Origin of the sequence: Pseudomonas sp. REB1044, from assembly GCF_038813925.1 — a bacterium.
GTDB lineage: Bacteria > Pseudomonadota > Gammaproteobacteria > Pseudomonadales > Pseudomonadaceae > Aquipseudomonas > Aquipseudomonas boreofloridensis.
The window spans coordinates 2285993-2306778 of record NZ_CP046139.1 but is presented as its reverse complement, the minus strand read 5'-3'; the positions used below and the strand labels follow the sequence as shown (position 1 = coordinate 2306778).

The 20786-nt window shown below is 65.9% G+C and carries 14 protein-coding genes and 5 pseudogenes; 9 read left to right on the top strand and 10 right to left on the bottom strand.

Translation table 11 applies throughout. From position 1 onward, the window contains the following. Positions 1-124: 124 nt before the first annotated feature. From GKC70_RS10735 to GKC70_RS10720, 4 genes are all read right to left on the bottom strand, one after another. Entirely contained in the window at positions 125-2308 is a 2184-nt protein-coding gene (locus GKC70_RS10735) for an OsmC domain/YcaO domain-containing protein (RefSeq protein WP_342651296.1), read from the bottom strand. A gap of 95 nt (positions 2309-2403) precedes the next feature. After that, positions 2404-3219: a transporter substrate-binding domain-containing protein gene (locus GKC70_RS10730; RefSeq protein WP_342651295.1), complete on the bottom strand. Its 816-nt coding sequence runs from the start codon at positions 3217-3219 to the stop codon at positions 2404-2406. A 224-nt stretch (positions 3220-3443) separates the two neighbouring features. Further along, the gene (locus GKC70_RS10725; RefSeq protein WP_342651294.1) at positions 3444-3920 is read right to left on the bottom strand and encodes an isochorismatase family protein; all 477 of its coding nucleotides are present in this window, start codon (positions 3918-3920) and stop codon (positions 3444-3446) included. Positions 3921-3970: 50 nt separating this feature from the next. Further along, complete coding sequence (locus tag GKC70_RS10720) at positions 3971-4474, bottom strand: GNAT family N-acetyltransferase (protein ID WP_342651293.1); 504 nt, start codon at positions 4472-4474, stop codon at positions 3971-3973. Between the two features lie 169 nt (positions 4475-4643). Between GKC70_RS10720 and GKC70_RS10715 the strand changes: the two are divergent. From GKC70_RS10715 to GKC70_RS10695, 5 genes and pseudogenes are all read left to right on the top strand, one after another. Then, positions 4644-5647, top strand: a pseudogene (locus tag GKC70_RS10715) (excinuclease ABC subunit A); the annotation flags it as partial. Positions 5648-5755: 108 nt separating this feature from the next. Next, positions 5756-7287: pseudogene (locus GKC70_RS10710) on the top strand (excinuclease ABC subunit A); the annotation flags it as partial. Further along, entirely contained in the window at positions 7284-8168 is an 885-nt protein-coding gene (locus tag GKC70_RS10705; protein WP_342651292.1) for a LysR substrate-binding domain-containing protein, read from the top strand. The pseudogene GKC70_RS10710 and the gene GKC70_RS10705, both read left to right, overlap by 4 nt. Positions 8169-8277: 109 nt before the next feature. Continuing rightward, positions 8278-8982 (top strand): SDR family oxidoreductase, encoded by a 705-nt coding sequence (locus tag GKC70_RS10700; RefSeq protein ID WP_342651291.1) that lies wholly within the window; start codon positions 8278-8280, stop codon positions 8980-8982. A gap of 115 nt (positions 8983-9097) precedes the next feature. Beyond that, positions 9098-10219: a mechanosensitive ion channel family protein gene (locus GKC70_RS10695; protein WP_317872538.1), complete on the top strand. Its 1122-nt coding sequence runs from the start codon at positions 9098-9100 to the stop codon at positions 10217-10219. On the opposite strand, the gene GKC70_RS10690 is transcribed toward GKC70_RS10695, so the two are convergent. The 4 genes and pseudogenes from GKC70_RS10690 to GKC70_RS10675 all read right to left on the bottom strand — a co-directional run bounded on the left by GKC70_RS10690 (position 10213) and on the right by GKC70_RS10675 (position 14994). Continuing rightward, positions 10213-11937 (bottom strand): S8/S53 family peptidase, encoded by a 1725-nt coding sequence (locus GKC70_RS10690; protein WP_342651290.1) that lies wholly within the window; start codon positions 11935-11937, stop codon positions 10213-10215. The genes GKC70_RS10695 and GKC70_RS10690 overlap by 7 nt on opposite strands. Before the next feature lie 145 nt (positions 11938-12082). Next, positions 12083-13500 (bottom strand): annotated as a pseudogene (locus GKC70_RS10685) (TIGR00366 family protein). Between the two features lie 104 nt (positions 13501-13604). Continuing rightward, positions 13605-14261: a CoA transferase subunit B gene (locus tag GKC70_RS10680; protein WP_295481738.1), complete on the bottom strand. Its 657-nt coding sequence runs from the start codon at positions 14259-14261 to the stop codon at positions 13605-13607. 34 nt (positions 14262-14295) lie between these two features. Continuing rightward, positions 14296-14994: a CoA transferase subunit A gene (locus tag GKC70_RS10675; protein WP_342651289.1), complete on the bottom strand. Its 699-nt coding sequence runs from the start codon at positions 14992-14994 to the stop codon at positions 14296-14298. 118 nt (positions 14995-15112) lie between these two features. Between GKC70_RS10675 and GKC70_RS10670 the strand changes: the two genes are divergently transcribed. Together GKC70_RS10670 and GKC70_RS10665 are read left to right on the top strand one after the other, a co-directional pair. After that, positions 15113-16018 (top strand): LysR family transcriptional regulator, encoded by a 906-nt coding sequence (locus tag GKC70_RS10670; RefSeq protein WP_116888469.1) that lies wholly within the window; start codon positions 15113-15115, stop codon positions 16016-16018. After that, positions 16006-16827 (top strand): aldo/keto reductase, encoded by an 822-nt coding sequence (locus GKC70_RS10665; protein ID WP_342651288.1) that lies wholly within the window; start codon positions 16006-16008, stop codon positions 16825-16827. Before GKC70_RS10670 ends, GKC70_RS10665 begins: the two co-directional genes overlap by 13 nt. 90 nt (positions 16828-16917) lie before the next feature. On the opposite strand, the pseudogene argE reads toward GKC70_RS10665, so the two are convergent. Together argE and GKC70_RS10655 are read right to left on the bottom strand one after the other, a co-directional pair. Then, positions 16918-17985 (bottom strand): annotated as a pseudogene (gene argE, locus GKC70_RS10660) (acetylornithine deacetylase); the annotation flags it as partial. Further along, positions 17978-18655, bottom strand: coding sequence for a DUF1028 domain-containing protein (locus tag GKC70_RS10655; protein ID WP_342651287.1), 678 nt, complete (start codon positions 18653-18655; stop codon positions 17978-17980). The pseudogene argE and the gene GKC70_RS10655, both read right to left, overlap by 8 nt. Positions 18656-18947: 292 nt before the next feature. Here GKC70_RS10655 and GKC70_RS10650 point away from each other — a divergent pair. Together GKC70_RS10650 and GKC70_RS10645 are read left to right on the top strand one after the other, a co-directional pair. Continuing rightward, a pseudogene (locus GKC70_RS10650) lies at positions 18948-20266 on the top strand (NAD(P)/FAD-dependent oxidoreductase). Further along, complete coding sequence (locus tag GKC70_RS10645; protein ID WP_295481750.1) at positions 20266-20682, top strand: RidA family protein; 417 nt, start codon at positions 20266-20268, stop codon at positions 20680-20682. Before GKC70_RS10650 ends, GKC70_RS10645 begins: the two are co-directional and overlap by 1 nt. Positions 20683-20786 lie beyond the last annotated feature (104 nt).

The window sequence follows — 20786 nt, the reverse complement described above, 5'->3', positions numbered from 1 at the left end:
GACAGTTTTGTTACATAGTTTGACCGGCAAGTCTGACGCCAAGTTCACCCCTGAAGACACACAGCGCCGATGATCGGCGCGCCAGCAGCGGGGAGAACGCTGTGGCGCCCTCCCCGTAACCGCCTCAGTTCGCCGCCCGCGCCCGCGCCGCGTGCAATTTGCGGTAGCTGTCGATCAGGCGCTGGTGACGCTCCAGGCCCTCGAGTTTGAGGCTGGTCGGGGTCAGGCCGTGGAAGCGCACGCTGCCGTCCACCGAGCCGAGCGCGGCATCCATGCGCGCGTCGCCGAACATGCGGCGGAAATTGGCCTCGTAGTCGGCCATCTCCAAGTCCTCGTCCAGCACCACTTCCAGCACCACGTTCAGCGCCTGGTAGAACAGCCCGCGCTCGACGGTGTTGTCGTTGAACTGCAGGAACATCTCCACCAGTTCCTTGGCGTCCTCGAAGCGCTCCAAGGCCAGTTGGATCAGCAGCTTGAGTTCGAGGAGGGTCAATTGGCCCCACACCGTGTTGTCGTCGAACTCGACGCCGATCAGCGTGGTGATGGTGGTGTACTCATCCACCTCCAACTGGTCCAGACGCTTGAACAGCAGTTTCAAGGCGCGGTTGTCGAGGCTGTGCAGGTTGAGGATGTCGGCACGCACGCCCAAGGCACGGTTGGTGTTGTCCCAGATGAGGTCTTCCACCGGATAGATTTCCGAATAACCCGGCACCAGGATGCGGCAGGCGGTGGCACCGAGGTCGTCGTACACCGCCATGTAGACCTCTTTGCCCATGCCTTGGAGCAACGAAAACAGGGTGCGCGCCTGCAGCTCGGTGCTGTCTTCGCCGGCCCACTCCCACTCGACGAACTCGAAGTCGGCCTTGGCGCTGAAGAAGCGCCAGGACACCACACCGCTGGAGTCGATGAAGTGTTCGACGAAGTTGTTCGGCTCCATCAGCGCGTGGCTCTCGAAGGTGGGCTGCGGCAGGTCGTTCAAGCCCTCGAAGCTGCGCCCCTGAAGCAACTCGGTGAGGCTGCGCTCCAGTGCCACTTCAAAGCTCGGATGGGCACCGAAGGACGCGAACACCCCACCGGTACGCGGGTTCATCAAGGTCACGCACATGACCGGGAATTTGCCGCCCAGCGACGCGTCCTTGACCAGCACCGGGAAGCCCTGGTCCTCCAGGGCCTGGATACCCGCCAGGATGCTCGGGTACTTGGCCAGTACCTGCGCCGGCACGTCCGGCAGGCACAACTCGCCTTCGAGGATCTCGCGCTTGACCGCCCGTTCGAAGATCTCCGACAAGCACTGCACCTGCGCTTCGGCCAGGGTGTTACCCGCGCTCATGCCGTTGCTCAGGTACAGGTTCTCGATGAGGTTGGAGGGGAAGTACACCGTCTGGCCATCGGACTGGCGCACGAACGGCAACGAGCAGATACCACGCGCCTTGTTGCCCGAGTTGGTGTCGTACAGATGTGAGCCGCGCAGTTCGCCGTCCGGGTTGTAGATCTCCAGACAGTGCGCGTCGAGAATTTCCGCCGGCAGCGCATCCTTCGGTCCAGGCTTGAACCACTGCTCGTTGGGGTAATGCACGAACGCTGCGTTGGCGATCTCCTCGCCCCAGAACTGATCGTTGTAGAAGAAGTTGCAGTTCAGCCGCTCGATGAACTCACCCAAGGCCGAGGCCAGCGCGGCTTCCTTGGTGGCGCCCTTGCCGTTGGTGAAGCACATCGGCGACTGGGCGTCGCGCAGGTGCAGCGACCAGACGTTGGGCACGATGTTGCGCCACGAAGCGATTTCGATCTTCATGCCCAGGTCGGCCAGCAACCCGGACAAGTTCTCGATGGTGCGCTCCAGCGGCAAATCCTTGCCCGCGATGGTGGTGCTGGAATCGGCCACCGGCATCAGCAGGCCCTGGGCGTCGGCATCGAGGTTGTCGACCTGCTCGATGATGAACTCGGGACCGGTCTGCACCACCTTCTTCACCGTGCAGCGGTCGATCGAGCGCAGGATGCTCTGGCGGTCCTTCTCGGAAATGTCTTCGGGCAGCTCGACCTGGATCTTGAAGATCTGGTTGTAGCGATTCTCCGGGTCGACGATGTTGTTCTGCGACAGGCGAATGTTTTCCGTCGGGATGTCGCGGGTCTGGCAGTACAGCTTGACGAAGTACGCCGCGCACAGCGCCGAGGAGGCCAGGAAATAGTCGAACGGCCCAGGCGCCGAGCCGTCGCCTTTGTAGCGGATCGGCTGATCGGCGATCACCGTGAAGTCGTCGAACTTGGCTTCGAGTCGGAGGTTGTCGAGAAAATTGACCTTGATTTCCATGCGGGGGCACCAGCGCGTAAAACGAAATGGGCGCCATTATCCGGATTTTCCGGGGTGAAGTCTTGCCGAGGCGACCGAGCTGCGCAGCCGCTGCCTCAGGGCGACTTCGCGGCGTCTTGCTGGGCCTTCCAACGCGCCAGGTTCTCCGTGACCAGGCGCTCGGGCAGGTCGCTGGCGACGATGTCCTTCATCTTCGCCTCCAGCTTTGCGCGCAGTGCCGGCAGGTTGCAGGGCGACTCGCGGGACATCGCCAGGTACAGCCCTTCGCTGGAGATCGGCGGTTCCAGACCCTGCACCTTGGCCTCGATATCCATCACACGGGTCAGGGCCATGCCAGGAAAGCGCTCGAAGATCACGTAGTCGCTGCGTTTGTGCAGCAACTTGTCGAACGCCTGGCGGGCGCCCGGCACGGCTTCGAGGTTGAGGTTGGTGCGCGCGTACTCGTCGAAACGCTCGCCATGGCTGTTGTTGACCAGCACGCCACCCTTGAGCCCGCGCAAGTCGTCCCAGCCTTGGTAGGTCATCGCCTGCTCGCTGCGCACCCAGACCACGCTCGGGGTGTGCAGGAACGGCGGCTGGATGAAGTCCACCTCGTTCTCCCGCGCCCGGGTGAGAAAATAGCCGGCCAGCAGATCGACCCGCCCCAGGCGCACTTCCTCCTGGGCGCGGCCCCAAGGCCCGGCGTAGGTGATCTGCACCTCAAGGCCCAGCTCGCTGGCCAGATGCTGGAGCAGGTCGGCATTGGCGCCGATCAGCCGCTGAGGGTCTTGCGGGTCGCGCCACAGATACGGCGGATATTCCGGGTTGCCGGTGGCGGTCAAGCGTGAGCAGTCGTCGGTAGCGCACGACAGGCCCGGCAGCGCGAACGTGAAAAACAGCAGCAAGGCCCTGCGTAAATGGCACTCGATCATGGGAAGTCCCTCTTCTGGGCTGAACAGCGACGCAACAGTGATCGTCAAGGTGTAGGTGCTGCCAGAAGGCACTTGGTTCAGCAAATTCCAACGAGGACGCGACACCCGCGCCAGGACGGCGAACTCCGCCCTGTGGCGCGCGGGCGATGATGCCAGGCGCGGCGTGGAGAAAGTGTGATCGTGGTCACGGCCAGGCGCGTTGAGGCGGTGGTGACCGCGATCGATTACGCGAGTGTCGCAATCACCTGCGCCGCGGTGGTCACCTGACGGAAATGGTGGGTCCACAGCGCAATGCCCAATTTGCCCGAGCGGTCCAGCGAGGACCCTATCGTCAGGTCGGTGAGCAAGGTCGGCGCGAGTCCGGCATCGAACAGCGCGAACCCGGCGGCGAGCACGCAGGTCTCGGTGTGCAGCCCGCACACCAGTACCCGCTCGACCTGCAGACGCTTGAGGTAGTCGATGGCCTCTGCACTCTGCCCGTAGCCATGCTTGATGAACACCTCGTCGGCCTCGACCAGACTTTCGTCCTCGGTCGCCGGGTGCCAACCGAGCTGGCGGTCGAACGGGGTGACCTGCTCGTCGTGCAGCTCGACCGACGCGATGGCCGGCAACCGTGCAGCCAGTGCACGGATGCCGTCGACCAGCCACTCCGGTGGACTGAAGGTGGACTGCACATCGACGATCAGCAAGGCCTGCCGCATATAGGGGTCTGCGCGAGTAGACAAAGGGCGCGCAGTATACCGTCTGCGTTTCAGCCGTGCTCGGGCAGCGCGTGCATGTGCGTGGTGCGCCATAGCGGATCGTGCTCGACATCGACGATCACGAAACCCTGGCGCTGCCAGAACTCGATGGCGCCGGGCAGGAATGGATGGGTATGCAGATAGAGGCACTGCACGTGTGCCTGCCTGGCCTGGTCGCGCAATGCCTGGTACAGCGCTCGGGCCATGCCCTGCTGGCGATACTCGGGGAGCACGAACAAGCGCACCACTTCCACGGTGCGCAGGTGCCGGTAGTCGAGCTGCGCGAAGCGGTGGTCGTAGGGCAAATAACCGATCGCGCCGATCAGCCGGCCCTGGTCACGCGCGACCAGGAAGCGACCGGCACCGTTCAGGTACGTCTCGGTGAAGCGCGCCAGATCGTCCGGCATCGGCGCCTGGGCGAGCATGGGAAACAGCTCGCGGCGTGCCCGGTCGACGAAGGCGACCACTTCGTTGACGGTATCGGCAGTGACGCTCTGAATGGACCAATCGGACATGGGCACCTGCACAGGGTGATATCGACATCCCGTACTGTAGCTGCCGCGAGCGCGCCGCGCTTGATACAGGGCAACTGCATGGACCTGCCACGCCTCGCGCTTGTCCTAGGCTTTGTCTGGACCCTGATAATGAGCTGAAATAGCCTCCGCACGTCGACAAGGAACGCCCATGCCCAAGACTTCACCGCCCGCCGCACAGGGCTTCGTTCGCGTGCGTGGCGCGCGCGAACACAACCTCAAGAACATCGATGTCGATGTGCCCCGCGACGCCCTGGTGGTGTTCAGCGGCGTGTCCGGCTCGGGCAAGTCGTCGCTGGCGTTCTCTACCCTGTATGCCGAGGCGCAGCGCCGCTATTTCGAGTCGGTGGCGCCCTACGCGAGGCGCCTGATCGACCAGGTCGGCGTGCCCGACGTCGATTCGATCGAAGGCCTGCCCCGGCGGTCGCCTTGCAGCAGCAGCGCGGCACGCCAAGCGCACGCTCGTCGGTGGGCAGTGTCACCACCCTGTCGAGTTCGATCCGCATGCTCTACTCGCGCGCCGGCAGTTACCCGCCAGGGCAGCCGATGCTGTACGCCGAGGATTTTTCGCCCAACACGCCGCAAGGCGCCTGCCCGCAATGCCATGGCATCGGCCGAGTGTTCGAAGTGACCGAGGCCACCTTGGTGCCCGATCCGTCGCTGACCATCCGCGAACGCGCCGTGGCCGCCTGGCCCATGGCTTGGCAAGGCCAGAATCTGCGCGACATTCTCGTCACCCTAGGCTATGACGTCGATGTGCCTTGGCGCGACCTGCCCCAGGAACAGCGCGACTGGATCCTGTTCACCGAAGAAACGCCCACCGTGCCGGTCTATGCGGGCCTCACCCCGGCACAGACCCGCGCAGCGCTAAAGAAGCAGCTCGAGCCGAGCTATCAAGGCACCTTCAGCGGTGCCCGCCGCTACGTACTGCACACCTTCATGCACTCGCAGAGCGCACAGATGCGCAAGCGCGTGGCCCAGTACATGCGCCCCAGCCCGTGCCCAGCGTGCGCCGGCAGGCGCCTCAAGCACGAAGCCTTGAGCGTGACCTTCGCCGGGCTGGACATCGCCGAGCTGTCGCGCCTGCCCCTGCAGGACTTGGCCCAGGTGTTGCGCGACGTCGCCGCGCCCAGCTACCTGCAACGCCGCGACGAGGGGGGCGAGACGCTCAGTCACGCGCAGACCCGCAGTGCCCGCGAGCAGCGTGCCGCACGCGGCGAGCCCCCGCATGCCGGCGGCCAGGACGTGCGCCACACGCCCAATCTCTCTCTGGAAAAGCGCCTGGCCGCTCAACGCATCGCCAGTGAACTGCTGGCGCGCATCGACACCCTGCTCGACCTCGGCCTGGGCTACCTGGCGCTGGAGCGCAGCACCCCGACGCTGTCCTCGGGCGAGTTGCAGCGCCTGCGCCTGGCCACCCAGCTCAACTCGCAGCTGTTCGGCGTGATCTACGTGCTCGACGAACCCTCCGCCGGCCTGCACCCGCCGACAGCGAGGCGCTGTTCGATGCGTTGCAACGCTTGAAACAGGCGGGCAACTCGGTGTTCGTGGTCGAACACGACCTGGACACCCTGCGCCGCGCCGACTGGCTGGTGGACGTCGGCCCGGCCGCGGGCGAGCACGGTGGACGCATCCTCTACAGCGGCCCGCCGGCGGGGTTGGCCGAGGTGGCCGAGTCGCGCACCGGCGTCTACCTGTTCGCCGACCCGGCGCCCAGCCAGCGCGCACCTCGGCCTGCACGGCAATGGCTGTGCCTGGAAGGCATCAGTCGCAACAACCTCCACCAGCTCGACGCGCGCTTCCCGCTCGGCTGTTTCAGCGCCGTCACCGGCATCTCCGGTTCCGGCAAGTCGAGCCTGGTCAGCCAAGCCCTGCTGGAGCTGGTAGGCGCCCATCTGGGTCAGCAGGCGGGGGCCGATGAACCCCAGGAGCAGAGCCTGGAAGACGAACCCGAACAGCCCAGCAGCGGGCACATCAGCGCCGGTCTCGAGCAGCTCAAGCGCCTGGTGCAGGTGGACCAGAAACCTATCGGCCGCACCCCGCGCTCGAACCTGGCCACCTACACCGGCCTGTTCGATCACGTGCGCAAGCTGTTCGCCGCCACCGAGCAGGCTCGGGCCGCCGGGTTCGATGCCGGACGTTTCTCTTTCAACGTCGCCAAGGGCCGCTGCGAGACCTGCGAGGGCGAAGGTTTCGTCAGCGTCGAGCTGCTGTTCATGCCCAGCGTCTATGCGCCCTGCCCCACGTGCCATGGCGCGCGCTACAACCCGCCTACCCTGGCCGTCACCTGGCAAGGCCTGAACATCGCCCAGGTGCTGCAGCTCACCGTCGATCAGGCGCTGGCCGTGTTCGCCGAACACCCCGCGCCACGCCGCAGCCTGCGCGTGCTGGCCGACATCGGCCTGGGCTACCTGCGTCTGGGCCAGCCAGCCACCGAGCTCTCCGGCGGCGAGGCGCAGCGCATCAAGCTGGCCACCGAACTGCAGCGCAGTGCCCGTGGGGCGACGCTGTACGTGCTGGACGAGCCCACCAACGGCCTGCACCCGCAGGATGTCGACCGGCTGCTGGTGCAGTTGAACCGCCTGGTCGATCAGGGCCATACCGTCGTGGTGGTGGAGCATGACATGCGCGTGGTGGCGCAAAGCGACTGGGTGATCGACATCGGCCCGGGCGCCGGCACGGCAGGCGGGCAGATCGTGGCCTGCGGCACCCCTCGCGAGGTGGCGTCCTGCGCCGACAGCCGCACCGCGCCCTTCCTGGCGCGAGCACTGGCCGATGGGGTGGCGCGGCGATGAGCAGCCCGCTGCCGCCGCTCAACGCCCTGCGCGTCTTCGAAGTGGTCGCCCGCCACCTCAACTTCCGCCTGGCGGCCGACGAGCTGGAGGTCACCCAAGCGGCCGTCGCCCAGCAGATCCGTGGGCTGGAAGCGCATCTCGGGGCGCGTCTGTTCGAGCGCCTGCCACGCGGGCTGCGCCTCACCGAGGGCGGGCTGGCCTACAGCCACAGCATCCGCAGCGCCCTGGCGTTGATCGGCGAAGCGACCGCCGCGCTGCGCCCGGACGACCGTCACCTGACCGTCAGCGTCACGCCCACCTTCGCCTCGCGCTGGCTCATCCCGCGCCTGGGTTCGTTCACCCAGGCCCACCTCGACATCGACCTGCGCGTATTGGCCAGCGAACGTCTGTCGCGTTTCCAGGCCGATGGCGTGGACCTGGCGGTGCGCTACGGTCGACCGCCCTTCGGCCCCGGGCTGAACGCCGAGCTGCTGACCGAGCAGCGGATGGTGGCCGTGGCCAGCCCCGCCCTGCTCGCCCAGCAGGGTACGCCGCGCAGTGCCGAACAGTTGCAGCCGTTTGTGCTGCTGCACGATGCGCATAACCTGTGGCCGACCTACATCGCGCAGTTGTTCGGCCAGCCGACGCAGCCCATGCCGCGCAACCTGCGCTTCAACCAGACCGCTTTGGCCATCGAAGCCGCCCTGGCCGGACAAGGCCTGGCACTGTCCAGCGAACTGTTCGTCAAGGACGACCTGCACGCCGGGCGGCTGGTGCAGGTATTCGAGCAGGCGCTACCCATGGACAAGCATTTGTATCTGGTCTGGCCGCGCAAGGACGGCGCGCCGACAGCGCTGCTCGCCGTGCGCCACTGGTTGCAGCACCAGATCGGGGACACCTGAGAGAATAGTTTTTCTACTGGGTCAGCTGCTGATCGCTGCCTGTCTGGCGACAGACAGGCCTTGCTAACCTGGCGTTCGTCGATTCGATCAACGCACCCACGGAGGCTGCATGTCAGTAGAAAAAGTAGCGATCATCACCGCAGGCGGCAGTGGCATGGGCGCTGCCGCGGCACGTCGTCTGGCCAGCGACGGCTTCAAGGTGGCGATCCTGTCGTCCTCGGGCAAAGGCGAGGCGCTGGCCCAAGCGCTCGGCGGTATCGGAATCACCGGCAGCAACCAGAGCAACGACGACCTGCAGCGCCTGGTCGATGCCGTATTGCAGCGCTGGGGGCGCATCGATGTGCTGGTCAACAGCGCCGGCCACGGCCCGCGCGCGCCGATCCTGGCGATCAGTGACGACGACTGGCACCAGGGGCTGGACACCTACCTGCTCAACGTCATCCGCCCTACCCGCCTGGTGACGCCGACCCTGCAGGCGCAAGGCGGCGGCGTGATCATCAACATCTCCAGCGCCTGGGCCTTCGAGCCCAGCGACCTGTTTCCCACCTCGGCGGTGTTCCGCGCAGGACTGGCGGCCTTCACCAAGGTCTTCGCCGACACCTACGCTGCGCACAACCTGCGCATGAACAACGTGCTGCCCGGCTGGATCGACAGCCTGCCCGGCACCGACCAGCGCCGCGACAGCGTGCCGCTCAAGCGCTACGGCACAGCCGAGGAAATCGCCGCCACCATCGCCTTCCTGGCCAGCGACGGCGCCGCCTACATCACCGGGCAGAACCTGCGCGTCGATGGCGGGCTGACCCGCAGCGTGTGAAGCCGCCAGGGCAATCGATGGCAAATCCAGTTAAACCCTCCAGGCAAGCACCCTTCTAAACAGACTGTGCCTTCACGGCATGGTCTGTTTTTTCTTTACCTCGGAGGGAGACCCGATGGACGAACGATTGCTGCAGTTGCTGACCACCACCACGGTATTCGGCATCTCCATCCTCAACCTGCTGCTGGCGCTGGCCGTCACGGTGGCCACCTTCCTGTTCACCCGCTGGGCGCTGAGTTTCCTCAAGCGCCGCGCCCATCAATGGTCCAGCCACGAAAGCCAGTTCGCGCGGCTGGTCACCGAAGTGCTCGAAGGCACCAGCAACGCACTGCTGATGCTCGCTTCGCTGCTGGTCGGCCTGGGCGTGCTGGACTTGCCCGAACGCTGGCTGGACCGGGTCGGCAGCCTGTGGTTCGTGGTCGCGGCGCTGCAGATCGGTCTGTGGGCCAACCGCGCCATCGCCATCGGCCTGGGCCGCTATTTCGCCCGCCACGACACCACTGGCGCCTACCGTGGCAGCGCCCTGGCCACTCTGTCGGGCTGGGGCGCGCGGGTGTTGTTGTGGTCGGTGGTGCTGTTGGCGATGCTGTCGAACCTGGGCGTGAACATCACCGCCTTCGTCGCCAGCCTCGGCGTGGGCGGTATCGCCGTGGCCCTGGCGGTGCAGAACGTGCTGGGCGACCTGTTCGCCTCGCTGTCGATCGCCGTGGACAAACCCTTCGAAGTCGGCGACTTCATCGTCATCGGCTCGCTGGCCGGCACGGTGGAGAACATCGGCCTGAAGACCACGCGCATTCGCAGCCTGGGCGGCGAGCAGATCGTCATGGCCAACGCCGGCATGATCAGCAGCACCATTCAGAACTACAAGCGCTTGCAGGAGCGGCGCATCGTCTTCGAGTTCGGGCTGTCCTACGACACGCCCACCGAAGCGGTGAAGAAGGCCCCGGCCATCGTCGAGGAGTCGATCAAGGCGCAAAGCCAGGTGCGCTTCGACCGCGCTCACCTGCGCGGCTTCGGCAAGGAAGCGCTGGAGTTCGAAGCGGTCTACATCGTGCTGGACCCTGGCTACAACCTGTACATGGACATCCAGCAGGCGATCAACTTCCAGTTGCTCGAGCGCTTCTCCAAGGTGGGCGCCAAGTTCGCCGTAGGGGCGCGCTCGATCAAGGTCACCGGATTGCCGGAGGCGTCCAACCAGCTGACGGCGGTCAGGGGGCGAGACTCCCAAGGTCACTGACCCTGGGCAGTCACCGGCGCCGACTGCTGCGCAGGCCTGTAAGATCGAGCGGTGGAGCGCTCGATGGCCAGCGCCAGCGTTCGCTGCATGTCCAGCCGCAGCCGCGTGCGGGGTGCCTGCTCAGCACTGGCATCCGCCGCGTGCGCGAGGGGCAGCGCGCCCTCGTGCAGCAGCGCCTTGATGTGCAGCGGGGTCAAACCAGGGTCGATCGACAGCAGTGCGGCGACGGTCCCAGTGACCAAGGCCGCCGCGTAAGAAGTGCCACAGCCACCGCCACGTCCGGGGCGCGCTGCAGTGGCCAGCGAAGCCCCAGGACAGGCCGCGGCGGCGATGTCCACGCGAGGCCCCCGGTTGGAGCTTTCACGCCACTGCACCGCGCGAACGTCCGTCAGCGAACCTGACCAGGCGCTGCGTTGGTGCGCGCCGACCACCAGCAACTGCGGTGAGCGCAGGCCCGCCGGCAGGTGGTCGGCAACATCCCCGGCACTGTTGCCAGCCGAGTTGACGACGACGACACCAGGATGCTCGCGCTCGAGCCAAACGAAAAAACGCTCCAAGACCCGACGATAGCCTGCGAATGCCTGGTCGGACCGAACGTTCACCGTCACCGGCTCGCCCTCGCGGTCCAGCGTCCCCAGGCGATGGATACCCCAGCTCCAGTTCAGCACCTGCGCGCCGTCCTGCACCATGTTCACCGAGGCCGCTATGCGCGCGATCACGCCTGAGGGGGAGCCCCTGTCGATGATCAGATCGAAGCGGCCACCGGCCCGGCTCAGGCGACTGAGCAAGGCGCGGTTGCCACCCGGATAGAGGCTTGAGGCCAGGATGCCGGTGACCACGGAGCCATGCCGACTCGACGCAGGACTCTGGTAGGCATAGACACACAGGTTGGCACCAGCACAGGGCTTGGCATAGGGCCTGAAGTCGAGCGAGTCGAAGTCCACGCCGCGCTCGACAATGCCCACACGTACGCGCTGCCGGTCGGTATCGACACGCGTGGCCAGCGTGCGTTGATACAGGTCGACGGCGGCGCTGAAATGGTTGGCTTCCCAACCGGCCTGGTCCGCAGGCTCGACCTCATCGTCGGGGTCTTCGGGCAGCGCCCGGTTGTCATCCTCGATCACGATGGCGGCGACCTGTGGATCGGCCCGTAACCGCTCGATCCAAGCCTGACGCGCGAATATCCCGTCAGCGGGCAGGCGCACTTGGTACACGCCAAGCACGGTGATGGCCCCGACGATCTGCAGGCCATGCCGGCTGGCGATCCGTAAAGCCGCTTCAGGCGTACTGGCTTCGTCTTTCAGAACCAGACTCAGCAGATCGACAGCGGTCACCACCCCAGGGGCAACGTCTTCCAACCTGTCCTGATTCAACGGCAGTACGCGTGCGCCCTCAGGGTTCCAGCGCACCATGTTGCTCACTCGATCGCCATCGCTCAACCAGACCGGGACGCCGGCCTGCACCTGCTGCGGCAGGCTCACATGCATCAGCGTAGGCTGCATGACCACGGCTGTGTCGGCCAGTGGCGCACCGTCGAGCACTACCGCGGGCTTGGCGCTGGACAAGCCCTGCACGCCCATGCACCAGCGCTGCACCGGCCCGGTTTGCCAGCCCGTGCAGGGCATCAGGCTGGTGATACGCAGTGTCTCTGCCGCCAATACGGGGATGGATGCGGTCCACAGCAGCCCAGTGAACAGCAGCGCTGAGCCTACCTTCATGTTCAGGACGTCCGAGTCGTTGAAAGGCACCGGCCTGGCGTGAAGGCCAGGCCTTGGTGCACGACACTAAGCGGATCGTCCGTCGACGCCTACTGACAGAATTGTCAGGTCGCTGGCGGCTTGTGCTCGAATACCCGCCGGTGCGTCAGGGCATGATCGGTGGCGTATAGGCCAGGGTCGTACCCAGCGCCCAGAGCAGGAACAGCACCAGCGGCACGTGCACCAGCAGTTGCACGAAGGAAAAGCCGATCAGGTCACGCGCCTTGAGCCCCAGCACGCCCAACAGCGGCAGCATGTAGAACGGGTTGATCAGGTTCGGCAGCGCCTCGGCGGCATTGTAGATCTGCACCGCCCAACCCAGGTGGTACTGCAGGTCGTTGGCGACCAGCATCACGTAGGGTGCTTCGATGATCCACTTGCCGCCCCGGAGGGGATGAAGAAGCCCAGCACCGCCGAGTACACACCCATCAGCAAGGCATAGGTGTCATGGGTGGCGATCTGGGTGAAGGATACCGAGATGTGATGCGCCAGGGTCTGGGCGTCGGCGCCCTGGACTTGGGTGAGGATGGCGGCGATCGAACCGTAGAGCGGGAACTGGATCAGCACCCCGGTGGTGGTCGGCACGGCGCGGGCCACGGCATCGAGGAAACTACGCGGACGCCAGTGCAGCAAGGCCCCGAGCATGATGAACAGCAGGTTGTAGGTGTTGAGCCCGGAAATGGCGGTGATCGCAGGCTTGGTGGCGAACTCCTGGTACAGCCAGCCGGCCGCCAGGGCCACCAGCAGCAGGATCAGGATCGGGCTGTGCTCCAGCCACTCGCCCGGACGCGTGCGCTGGGCCGGCGGCGGCGCGGTGAAGCTGGGATCGACACCACAGTCCTGGGCGCTGCGGGCGCTGCTGGGGCCCGGTGCGGTCGCGTAGGCAATCACCAGTGAGACGATGACCAGCGCCGCCAGCATGACGCCGGACTGCCAGAGGAAGATGGTCTCGGTGAACGGAATCACCCCGGTGATGGACAGGATCGACGGTGGCAGGCTGGCCGGGTTGGCCTGCAACTGCGCCGCCGACGACGACAGCCCCAGCGCCCACACCGCGCCCAAGCCCAGGTACGCGGCAGCGCCTGCAGCGCGATAATCCATCTTCAAGTCCTGGCGACGTGCCAAGGCGCGCACCAGCAGACCGCCGAACACCAGCGACAGGCCCCAGTTGAGCAAGGAAGCGAGCATCGAAATCAACGCCACCCAGCACACCGCCGACCGGCCGTTCTTCGGCAGCCGGGCCAAGCGGTCGATGAGCCGAGCGGCCGGTGGAGAACTGGCGACCACGTAGCCGCCGATCACCACGAAGGCCATCTGCATGGTGAAGGGGATCAGGCTCCAGAAGCCGTCGCCGAAGGCCTTGGCGGTGGCCGTGGGTTTGGCCCCCATGGCCAGTGCGCCCAGGCAGACGAGCATCACCGCCAGGGCAGCGAACACCCAGGAGTCGGGGAACCAACGTTCGGCCCAGTTGGAGCAACGCAGGGCGAATCGAGCAGAGCGGCTGTCTTGAATTTCAGCGGCCACGGGGTGTTTTCCTTTTTTGGTTTTATTGGTGGAGGTCGTTCTGAAAACGACACAGCCCCTGCGGCCACGAATCACGCTGCGGCCGCAGGGGGCGAAGCACAGTTTTAGAAGGTCATTTCTTTCACATCGTCCGGCACGATCAGTTTTCCAGCGGTCTTGTCGACGATCTCCTGGACACTCACCCCCGGCGCGGTTTCGCGCAGGATGAAGGCGCCGTTGTCGATCTCCAGATAAGCCAGGTCGGTGAGTACCTTGCGGATACAGCCGGCGCCGGTCAGCGGCAGGCTGCAGCGTGGCAGCAACTTGGATTCGCCGTCCTTGGACGCGTGGGTCATGGTGACGATGATGTTCTCGGCCCCGGCCACCAGGTCCATGGCACCGCCCATGCCCTTGACCAACTTGCCAGGAATCATCCAGGAGGCGATGTTGCCCTCCACGTCCACCTCGAAGGCACCCAGCACCGTGAGGTCGACATGGCCGCCCCGGATCATGGCGAAGGACTGCGCCGAATCGAAGATCGAGGCGCCGACGCGGGCGGTGACGGTCTGCTTGCCGGCGTTGATCATGTCGGCGTCGACCGTGCTCTCGCTGGGAAACTCGCCCATGCCCAGCAGGCCATTCTCCGATTGCAGCATCACGTCCATGTCGGCCGGTACGTAGTTGGCCACCAAAGTCGGAATGCCGATGCCCAGGTTGACGTAGTAGCCATCCTTCAGTTCACGGGCGACACGTTGAGCCATCTGTTCGCGGGTCAATGCCATGGTCTGGATCTCTTTGTTGTTCTGTGGGCGGCCCTCAGGCCTTGACAGTGCGCTTTTCGATGCGTTTTTCGAAGGTGCCGACGATGACCCGGTCTACGAAGATGCCCGGGGTGTGGATTTCGCTGGGCAGCAGCACGCCGGGCTCGACGATCTCCTCGACCTCGACCACGGTGATGCGCCCGGCCGTGGCGGCCAGCGGGTTGAAGTTCTGCGCGGTGTGGCGGTACACCACGTTGCCGTAGTGGTCGGCCTTCCAGCCCTTGACGATGGCGAAGTCGCCGGTGATGGCGCGCTCCAGGATGTAGTGGCGGCCCTCGAACTCGCGCACCTCCTTGCCTTCGGCCACCGGCGTGCCGTAGCCCGTGGCGGTGAAGAACGCCGGGATGCCTGCGCCGCCGGCGCGCATCTTCTCGGCCAGGGTGCCCTGGGGCGTCAGTTCCACCTCCAGTTCGCCGCTGAGCAATTGACGCTCGAACTCGGCGTTTTCGCCCACGTAGGAGGCGATCATCTTGCGGATCTGTCGATCCTCGAGCAGCACGCCCAGACCGAAGCCATCGACGCCGCAGTTGTTGGAGATCACGGTCAGGCCCTTGACCCCACGCCGCTTGATCTCGGCGATCAGGTTCTCGGGGATGCCGCACAGGCCGAAGCCCCCGGCCAGCACCGTCATGTCGTCGGTGAGGCCCTCGAGGGCTTGTTCATAAGTTGCTACGCGCTTGTCCAGTCCGGCCATGCTGATCCGCCTTTATCGTTATTGGAGCGAGTGCAGCCATCTTCACCGCTGGCGACTGATTTGTTAATTTTGTTTTCGTCATCGATTGATAACTTTTGCAAAACAACAGGCGATTGCCATGAATGTCAAACAACTGCGCGCTTTCGTCACCGTGGCCAAGTACCAGAGCTTCGCCCAGGCCGGCGAGCACCTGCACATCTCCCAGCCGGCCCTGAGCCTGACCATCAAGGCGCTGGAGGACAACCTCGGCGGCGCCCTGCTCACCCGCACCACACGCAGCGTCAGCCTGACCGCCGAGGGCGAGGTGTTGCTGCCGCTGGCGCGGCGCCTGCTCGGCGACTGGGACGACACCGAAGAGTTGCTGCGCCAGCGCTTCACCTTGCAACTGGGGCGGGTGTCGGTGGCGGCGATGCCGGCCTTTGCCGGCAACCTGCTGCCGCAGTCGCTGAAGGTGTTTCGCCAGCGCTACCCGAAGGTGAACGTCACGGTGCATGACGTGATCAACGAACAGGTACTTGAACTGGTGCGCCACCGCCGCGTCGAACTGGGCATTGGCTTCGAGCCGGAGCGCAGCGAAGCGTTGCAGTTCCATGCCCTGTACCTGGACCGTTTCGTCGCGGTGGTGCCCGCCGACTCAGCGCTGGCCGAGCAGAGCGAAGTGAGCTGGGAGGCGCTGTTGGCCGAGGATTTCATCGCCCTGCAGCGCCCCTCGGCGGTGCGTCTGCTGCTCGAACAGCACCTGGCAGCCGAGCATGGACGACTGACCGTGGCCTTCGAGAGTCATCAACTGTCGACGGTCGGGCGCATGGTTGCCGCAGGCCTGGGCGTGAGCGCGGTCCCGGCGCTGTGCATCACCCAGATGCAGGAGCTGGGTGCACGCTGCGTGGCCCTGGTGGAACCGACCGTGGAGCGGCGCATCGGCGTCATCGCCTTGAGCGACCACAAGCTGTCTACCGCAGCACAGGCCCTGCTCGATGTGCTGCTCAGCCATACCCATCCCCCGGAGGTGACATGCGTAACGTGAAACTGGCAGGACACGACGTGCCGGCCATTGGCCAAGGCACCTGGTACATGGGCGAGTCCTCCGCATCGCGGGCCGCCGAAGTGGCGGCCCTGCAACAGGGCATCGACCTGGGCATGACACTGATCGACACCGCCGAAATGTACGCCGAGGGCGGTGCCGAACAGGTGGTCGGCGCCGCCATCGCCGGGCGCCGCGACCAGGTGTTCCTAGTCAGCAAGGTGTATCCGCACAATGCCAGCCGTCGCGGTATTCCCCAGGCCTGCGAACGCAGCCTGCGCCGACTGGGCACCGACTGCATCGACCTGTACCTGCTGCACTGGCGCGGCCAGTATCCGCTTGCGGAAACCGTCGAGGCCTTCGAGCGTCTGATCGACGAAGGCAAGATCCGCCGCTGGGGCGTCTCCAACTTCGATGTCGAGGACCTTCAGGCACTGGACGACGAGCGCTGCGCGGTGAACCAGGTGCTGTACAACCCGGCAGAGCGCGGCATCGAGTTCGACCTGTTGCCCTGGAGCCAAGCGCGGCATCTACCGACCATGGCCTACTGCCCGCTGGCCCAGGGCGGGCGCTTGCTGCGTCATCCGTTGCTGCAGACGATCGCCGAGCGCCACGGCGCCACCCCGGCCCAGGTGAGCCTGGCTTGGGTGATCCGCCAGGACGGTGCGATCGCCATTCCCAAGGCGGTGAACCCCGAGCATGTGCGGCTCAATGCCGAGGCCGGGCAGTTGCGACTGAGCGATGCCGACCTGCGCGAGATCGACCAGGCCTTCGCCCCGCCAACGCACAAGCAGCGTCTGGCTATGCAGTGAGGCCACGGACCAGGTGATCGCGCAGACGCAGTAACATCGCGTCACAGCCACGTAGTTGCTCGATGCTAACGAACTCGTCGGGCTTGTGGCCCTGCTCCATGCTGCCCGGCCGCACACCACCGTAGGGATACCGGCCTGATCGAACAGGCCGCCCTCGGTGCCGAACGCCACGGTGCCGAACGCCTCGCAGCCGCTGATCGACGCCAGCAGCCGCGCCGCTTCGCTGTCGGCGGGCGTGGCCAGGCCTGGATAGGCGCTCAACGGCTGCCAGTCGATGCGACTGGCAGGGCTGACCACGCGCATGCGTGGCAACAATTCGCCCTCGGCATAGGCCTGCACGCGCTCGGCCACGCTGCGCGCGTCGAAACCGGGCAAGGCGCGCACCTCGAAATCGAACTGGCAGTGCTCGGGGACGATGTTCAGCGCCTGACCGCCTTTGATGACGCCAGTCTGCACGGTCGAAAACGGCGGGTCGAAGCGCGGGTCATGCGCCTGCGGGTGTGCCAGTGTTTCGCCGATTTCCCCGAGCTTGCCGATCAGCCGCGCCGCGTACTCGATGGCATTCACGCCCTGCGGCGCATAGGCCGAATGGCAGGCGGCGCCGTGCACCTGGCAGCGCATCGCCAGCTTGCCCTTGTGCCCGAGCGCCGGCTTGAGCTCGGTGGGTTCGCCAATCAGGCACAGGCGTGGCGGGTGCGGGCGCTGAGCCAGCGCGTCGAGCAGGCTGCGAACACCTAGGCAGCCGACCTCTTCGTCATAGGAAAACGCCAGGTGCACCGGCACGGCCAGCGGCTGGGCGAGAAAGGCGGGCACTGCCGCCAGAACCGAGGCGATGAAGCCCTTCATGTCGGCCGTGCCTCGGCCGTAGAGCCGACCGTGACGTTCGCTCAGCCTGAACGGCTCGACCGTCCAGGCCTGGCCGTCCACTGGCACCACGTCGGTGTGGCCCGACAACATCACGCCCCCGCGATCACGCGGGCCCAGCGTGGCGAACAGGTTGGCCTTGGTGCCCTCCTCGTTGAAAAACAGCTCGCACTCAACGCCGTATCCGGCCAGATAGTCGCGAATGAAATCGATCAGCGCCAGGTTGGAGTCGCGGCTCACGGTGGCGAAGCCGATCAATTGGCGCAGCAGGTCGCGGCTGGCGAACTCACTCATCGCCCGGCACTCCGTAGCGTGGCGCGGTGGTCGGGTCGAGGGCACGGGTGACGTAGTCCTGCATCTGCGGGCGGTAGGCCTGCCAGAGGCGCTCGAGCGCGCCGATGGGGTCGTGCTCGGCCCAGTCCACGCGCAGGTCCACCAGCGGCCAGGTCAGCTCGCCGGCGATTTTCAGCGCTGCCGAATGCACCGGGCCCGCCTCGCCGCCGGCCGCCATGGCCGCCTGCATGGCGGCCAGCAACCGGTCGGCAAGGTGACCGTCGCGGTGCTCGAAGGCCTGCACCATGGCCGCGATCACCGACGGCGCAGACAGCAGATTACCGGCCGCCGCGCACTGTCTACCGGCCACGGCGTGGTGCACGCCCAGCGCCTGGCTGCCGGTAAACAGCGCCACCTGGCCCTGACTGTCGATCACGCTGACTTGGCGATACTCACTCCAGCCGTTGGCGCTGAGCACCTGGTCCAGCGCGGCGGCTGGTGGTAGCTGGCCTTGCTCCAAGGCGTCGAGAATTTGCGGGCCGAGCGCCGGCAAGGTGATGTTCTGCGTCGCCACCGCGCCGACGCCAGCCCGTACCCACGGGCAACGGGCGCCCACGGCGATGCTGGACGAACTGATGGCGATGCCGAGCTGGCCGGTTTCCTGACAGCGGCCGATGATGGAAAAGGTCATGGTGCAGCTCCTAGCAGGATTTAGCGGCATTCTCGGCAAGCACCGGCGGCGGCGAAACGAGCATTTTCCTGGGTACTGACCAGTAAAAAACTGGGCCCATTGCGCGCCCCTGGAACCGCGTCCGCGTGCTGCGCAGGGACCGCACAGTGCCCCTACCCGCCCCTTCGGCGTTTTATCGCCAAGCCCCAGCTAAATACTATTTTCGCCCTGCCGTGCCCGTCCCTAGTCTGGCCCCAGACCACGGCGGTCCTGTGACCGGCCGTATGACAACCGCCTGAACAAGGGCTCGGACATGACAGTGAACAATCTCGACATCGACACTTTGGTGGTCGGCGGCGGCCAGGCCGGCGTGGCCATCAGCGAACACCTGAGCAAACTCGGCGTGCCGCACCTGGTCCTGGAGCGCCGGCGCATCGCCGAAGCCTGGCGCAGCGGGCGCTGGGACTCGCTGGTGGCCAACGGCCCGGTATGGCACGACCGCTTCCCCGGGCTGGAATTCGACCTGGACGCCGACGCCTTCGCCGGCAAGGACCAGGTCGCCGACTACTTCGAGCGCTACGTACACACCTACAACCTGCCGGTGCGCACCGGCGTCGAAGTCAAACGCGTAGTGCGCAACCAGGACCGTCCAGGCTTCACCGTGCACACCAGTGACGGGGTGATCCGCGCCAACCGCGTGGTGGCCGCCACGGGGCCATTCCAGCGCCCGGTGATCCCGGCCATCGCGCCAAAAGACCCACGCCTGCATCAGATCCACTCGGCGGCTTACCACAACCCGCAACAACTGCCCGACGGCGCGGTACTGGTGGTCGGTGCGGGCTCATCCGGAGTACAGATCGCCGAGGAACTGATGCGCGCCGGACGCCAGGTGTACCTGTCGGTCGGCGCCCATGACCGCCCGCCGAGGACCTACCGCAACCGCGACTTCTGCTGGTGGCTCGGCGTGCTGGGTGAATGGGACGCGGAAATCGCCAAGCCTGGCCGCGAGCACGTGACCATTGCCGTGAGCGGTGCCCGTGGCGGACACACCGTGGATTTCCGCGCCCTGGCCCACCAGGGCATGACCCTGGTCGGCCTGACCCAGTCGTTCGAGCACGGCGTGGTGACGTTTCAGGACAACCTGGCCGAGAACATCCGCCGTGGCGACGACAGCTACCTGGCCCTGCTCGACGCTGCCGATGCCTATGTCGAGCGCAATGGCCTGGACCTGCCGCTCGAGCCCGAGGCGCGCCAGCGCCTGCCCGACCCGCAGTGCCTGACGCAGCCGTTGTTGCACCTGGACCTGGCCGAAGCCGGCGTCAGCAGCATCATCTGGGCCACTGGCTATGGGGTGGACTTCAGCTGGCTGCAGGTGGACACCTTCGACGCCAACGGCAAGCCCCAGCACCAGCGCGGCGTGGCCCGCGAACCGGGGGTCTATTTCCTCGGCCTGCCCTGGCTGTCGCGCCGAGGCTCCTCGTTCATCTGGGGCGTGTGGCACGACGCCAAGCACGTCGCCGGACACATCGCCACACAGCGCACTTACCTGGCCTACCAGGACCGTGAACAGCGTCAGGCCGAATCGCACCCCGCCCATCGATCAGCAATGTCGCTACCTCAGGAGCCCACTGATGCCCACTCATACCCGCATCCGCATGTTCAACACCAAAGTCACCTACCCCAACCAGACCCTGGACAACGACCTGTGCCAGGCGGTACGTGCCGGTAACACCATCTACGTGCGCGGTCAGGTCGGCACCGATTTCGAGGGTCGTCTGGTGGGCCTGGGTGATCCGCAGGCCCAGGCCGAGCAGGCGATGAAGAACGTCAAACAATTGCTCGAGGAAGCCGGCTCGCACCTGTCGCACATCGTCAAGACCACCACCTACATCACCGACCCGCGCTTTCGCGAACCGGTGTACCGGGAAGTGGGCAAATGGCTCAAAGGCGTATTCCCGATTTCCACGGGGCTGGTGGTCGCCGGCTTGGCCCAGCCGGAGTGGCTGATGGAAATCGATGTGATCGCGGTGGTGCCGGAGCCACTGTAATCGGCGAAATCAACCAGGGCCGCTGTGCGGCCCATCGTCAAATGGCCGGGTTGAACAGCGCCTGGTCCTGCCCGCTGCGTAAACGTCCCCGTCGCCTGACAACT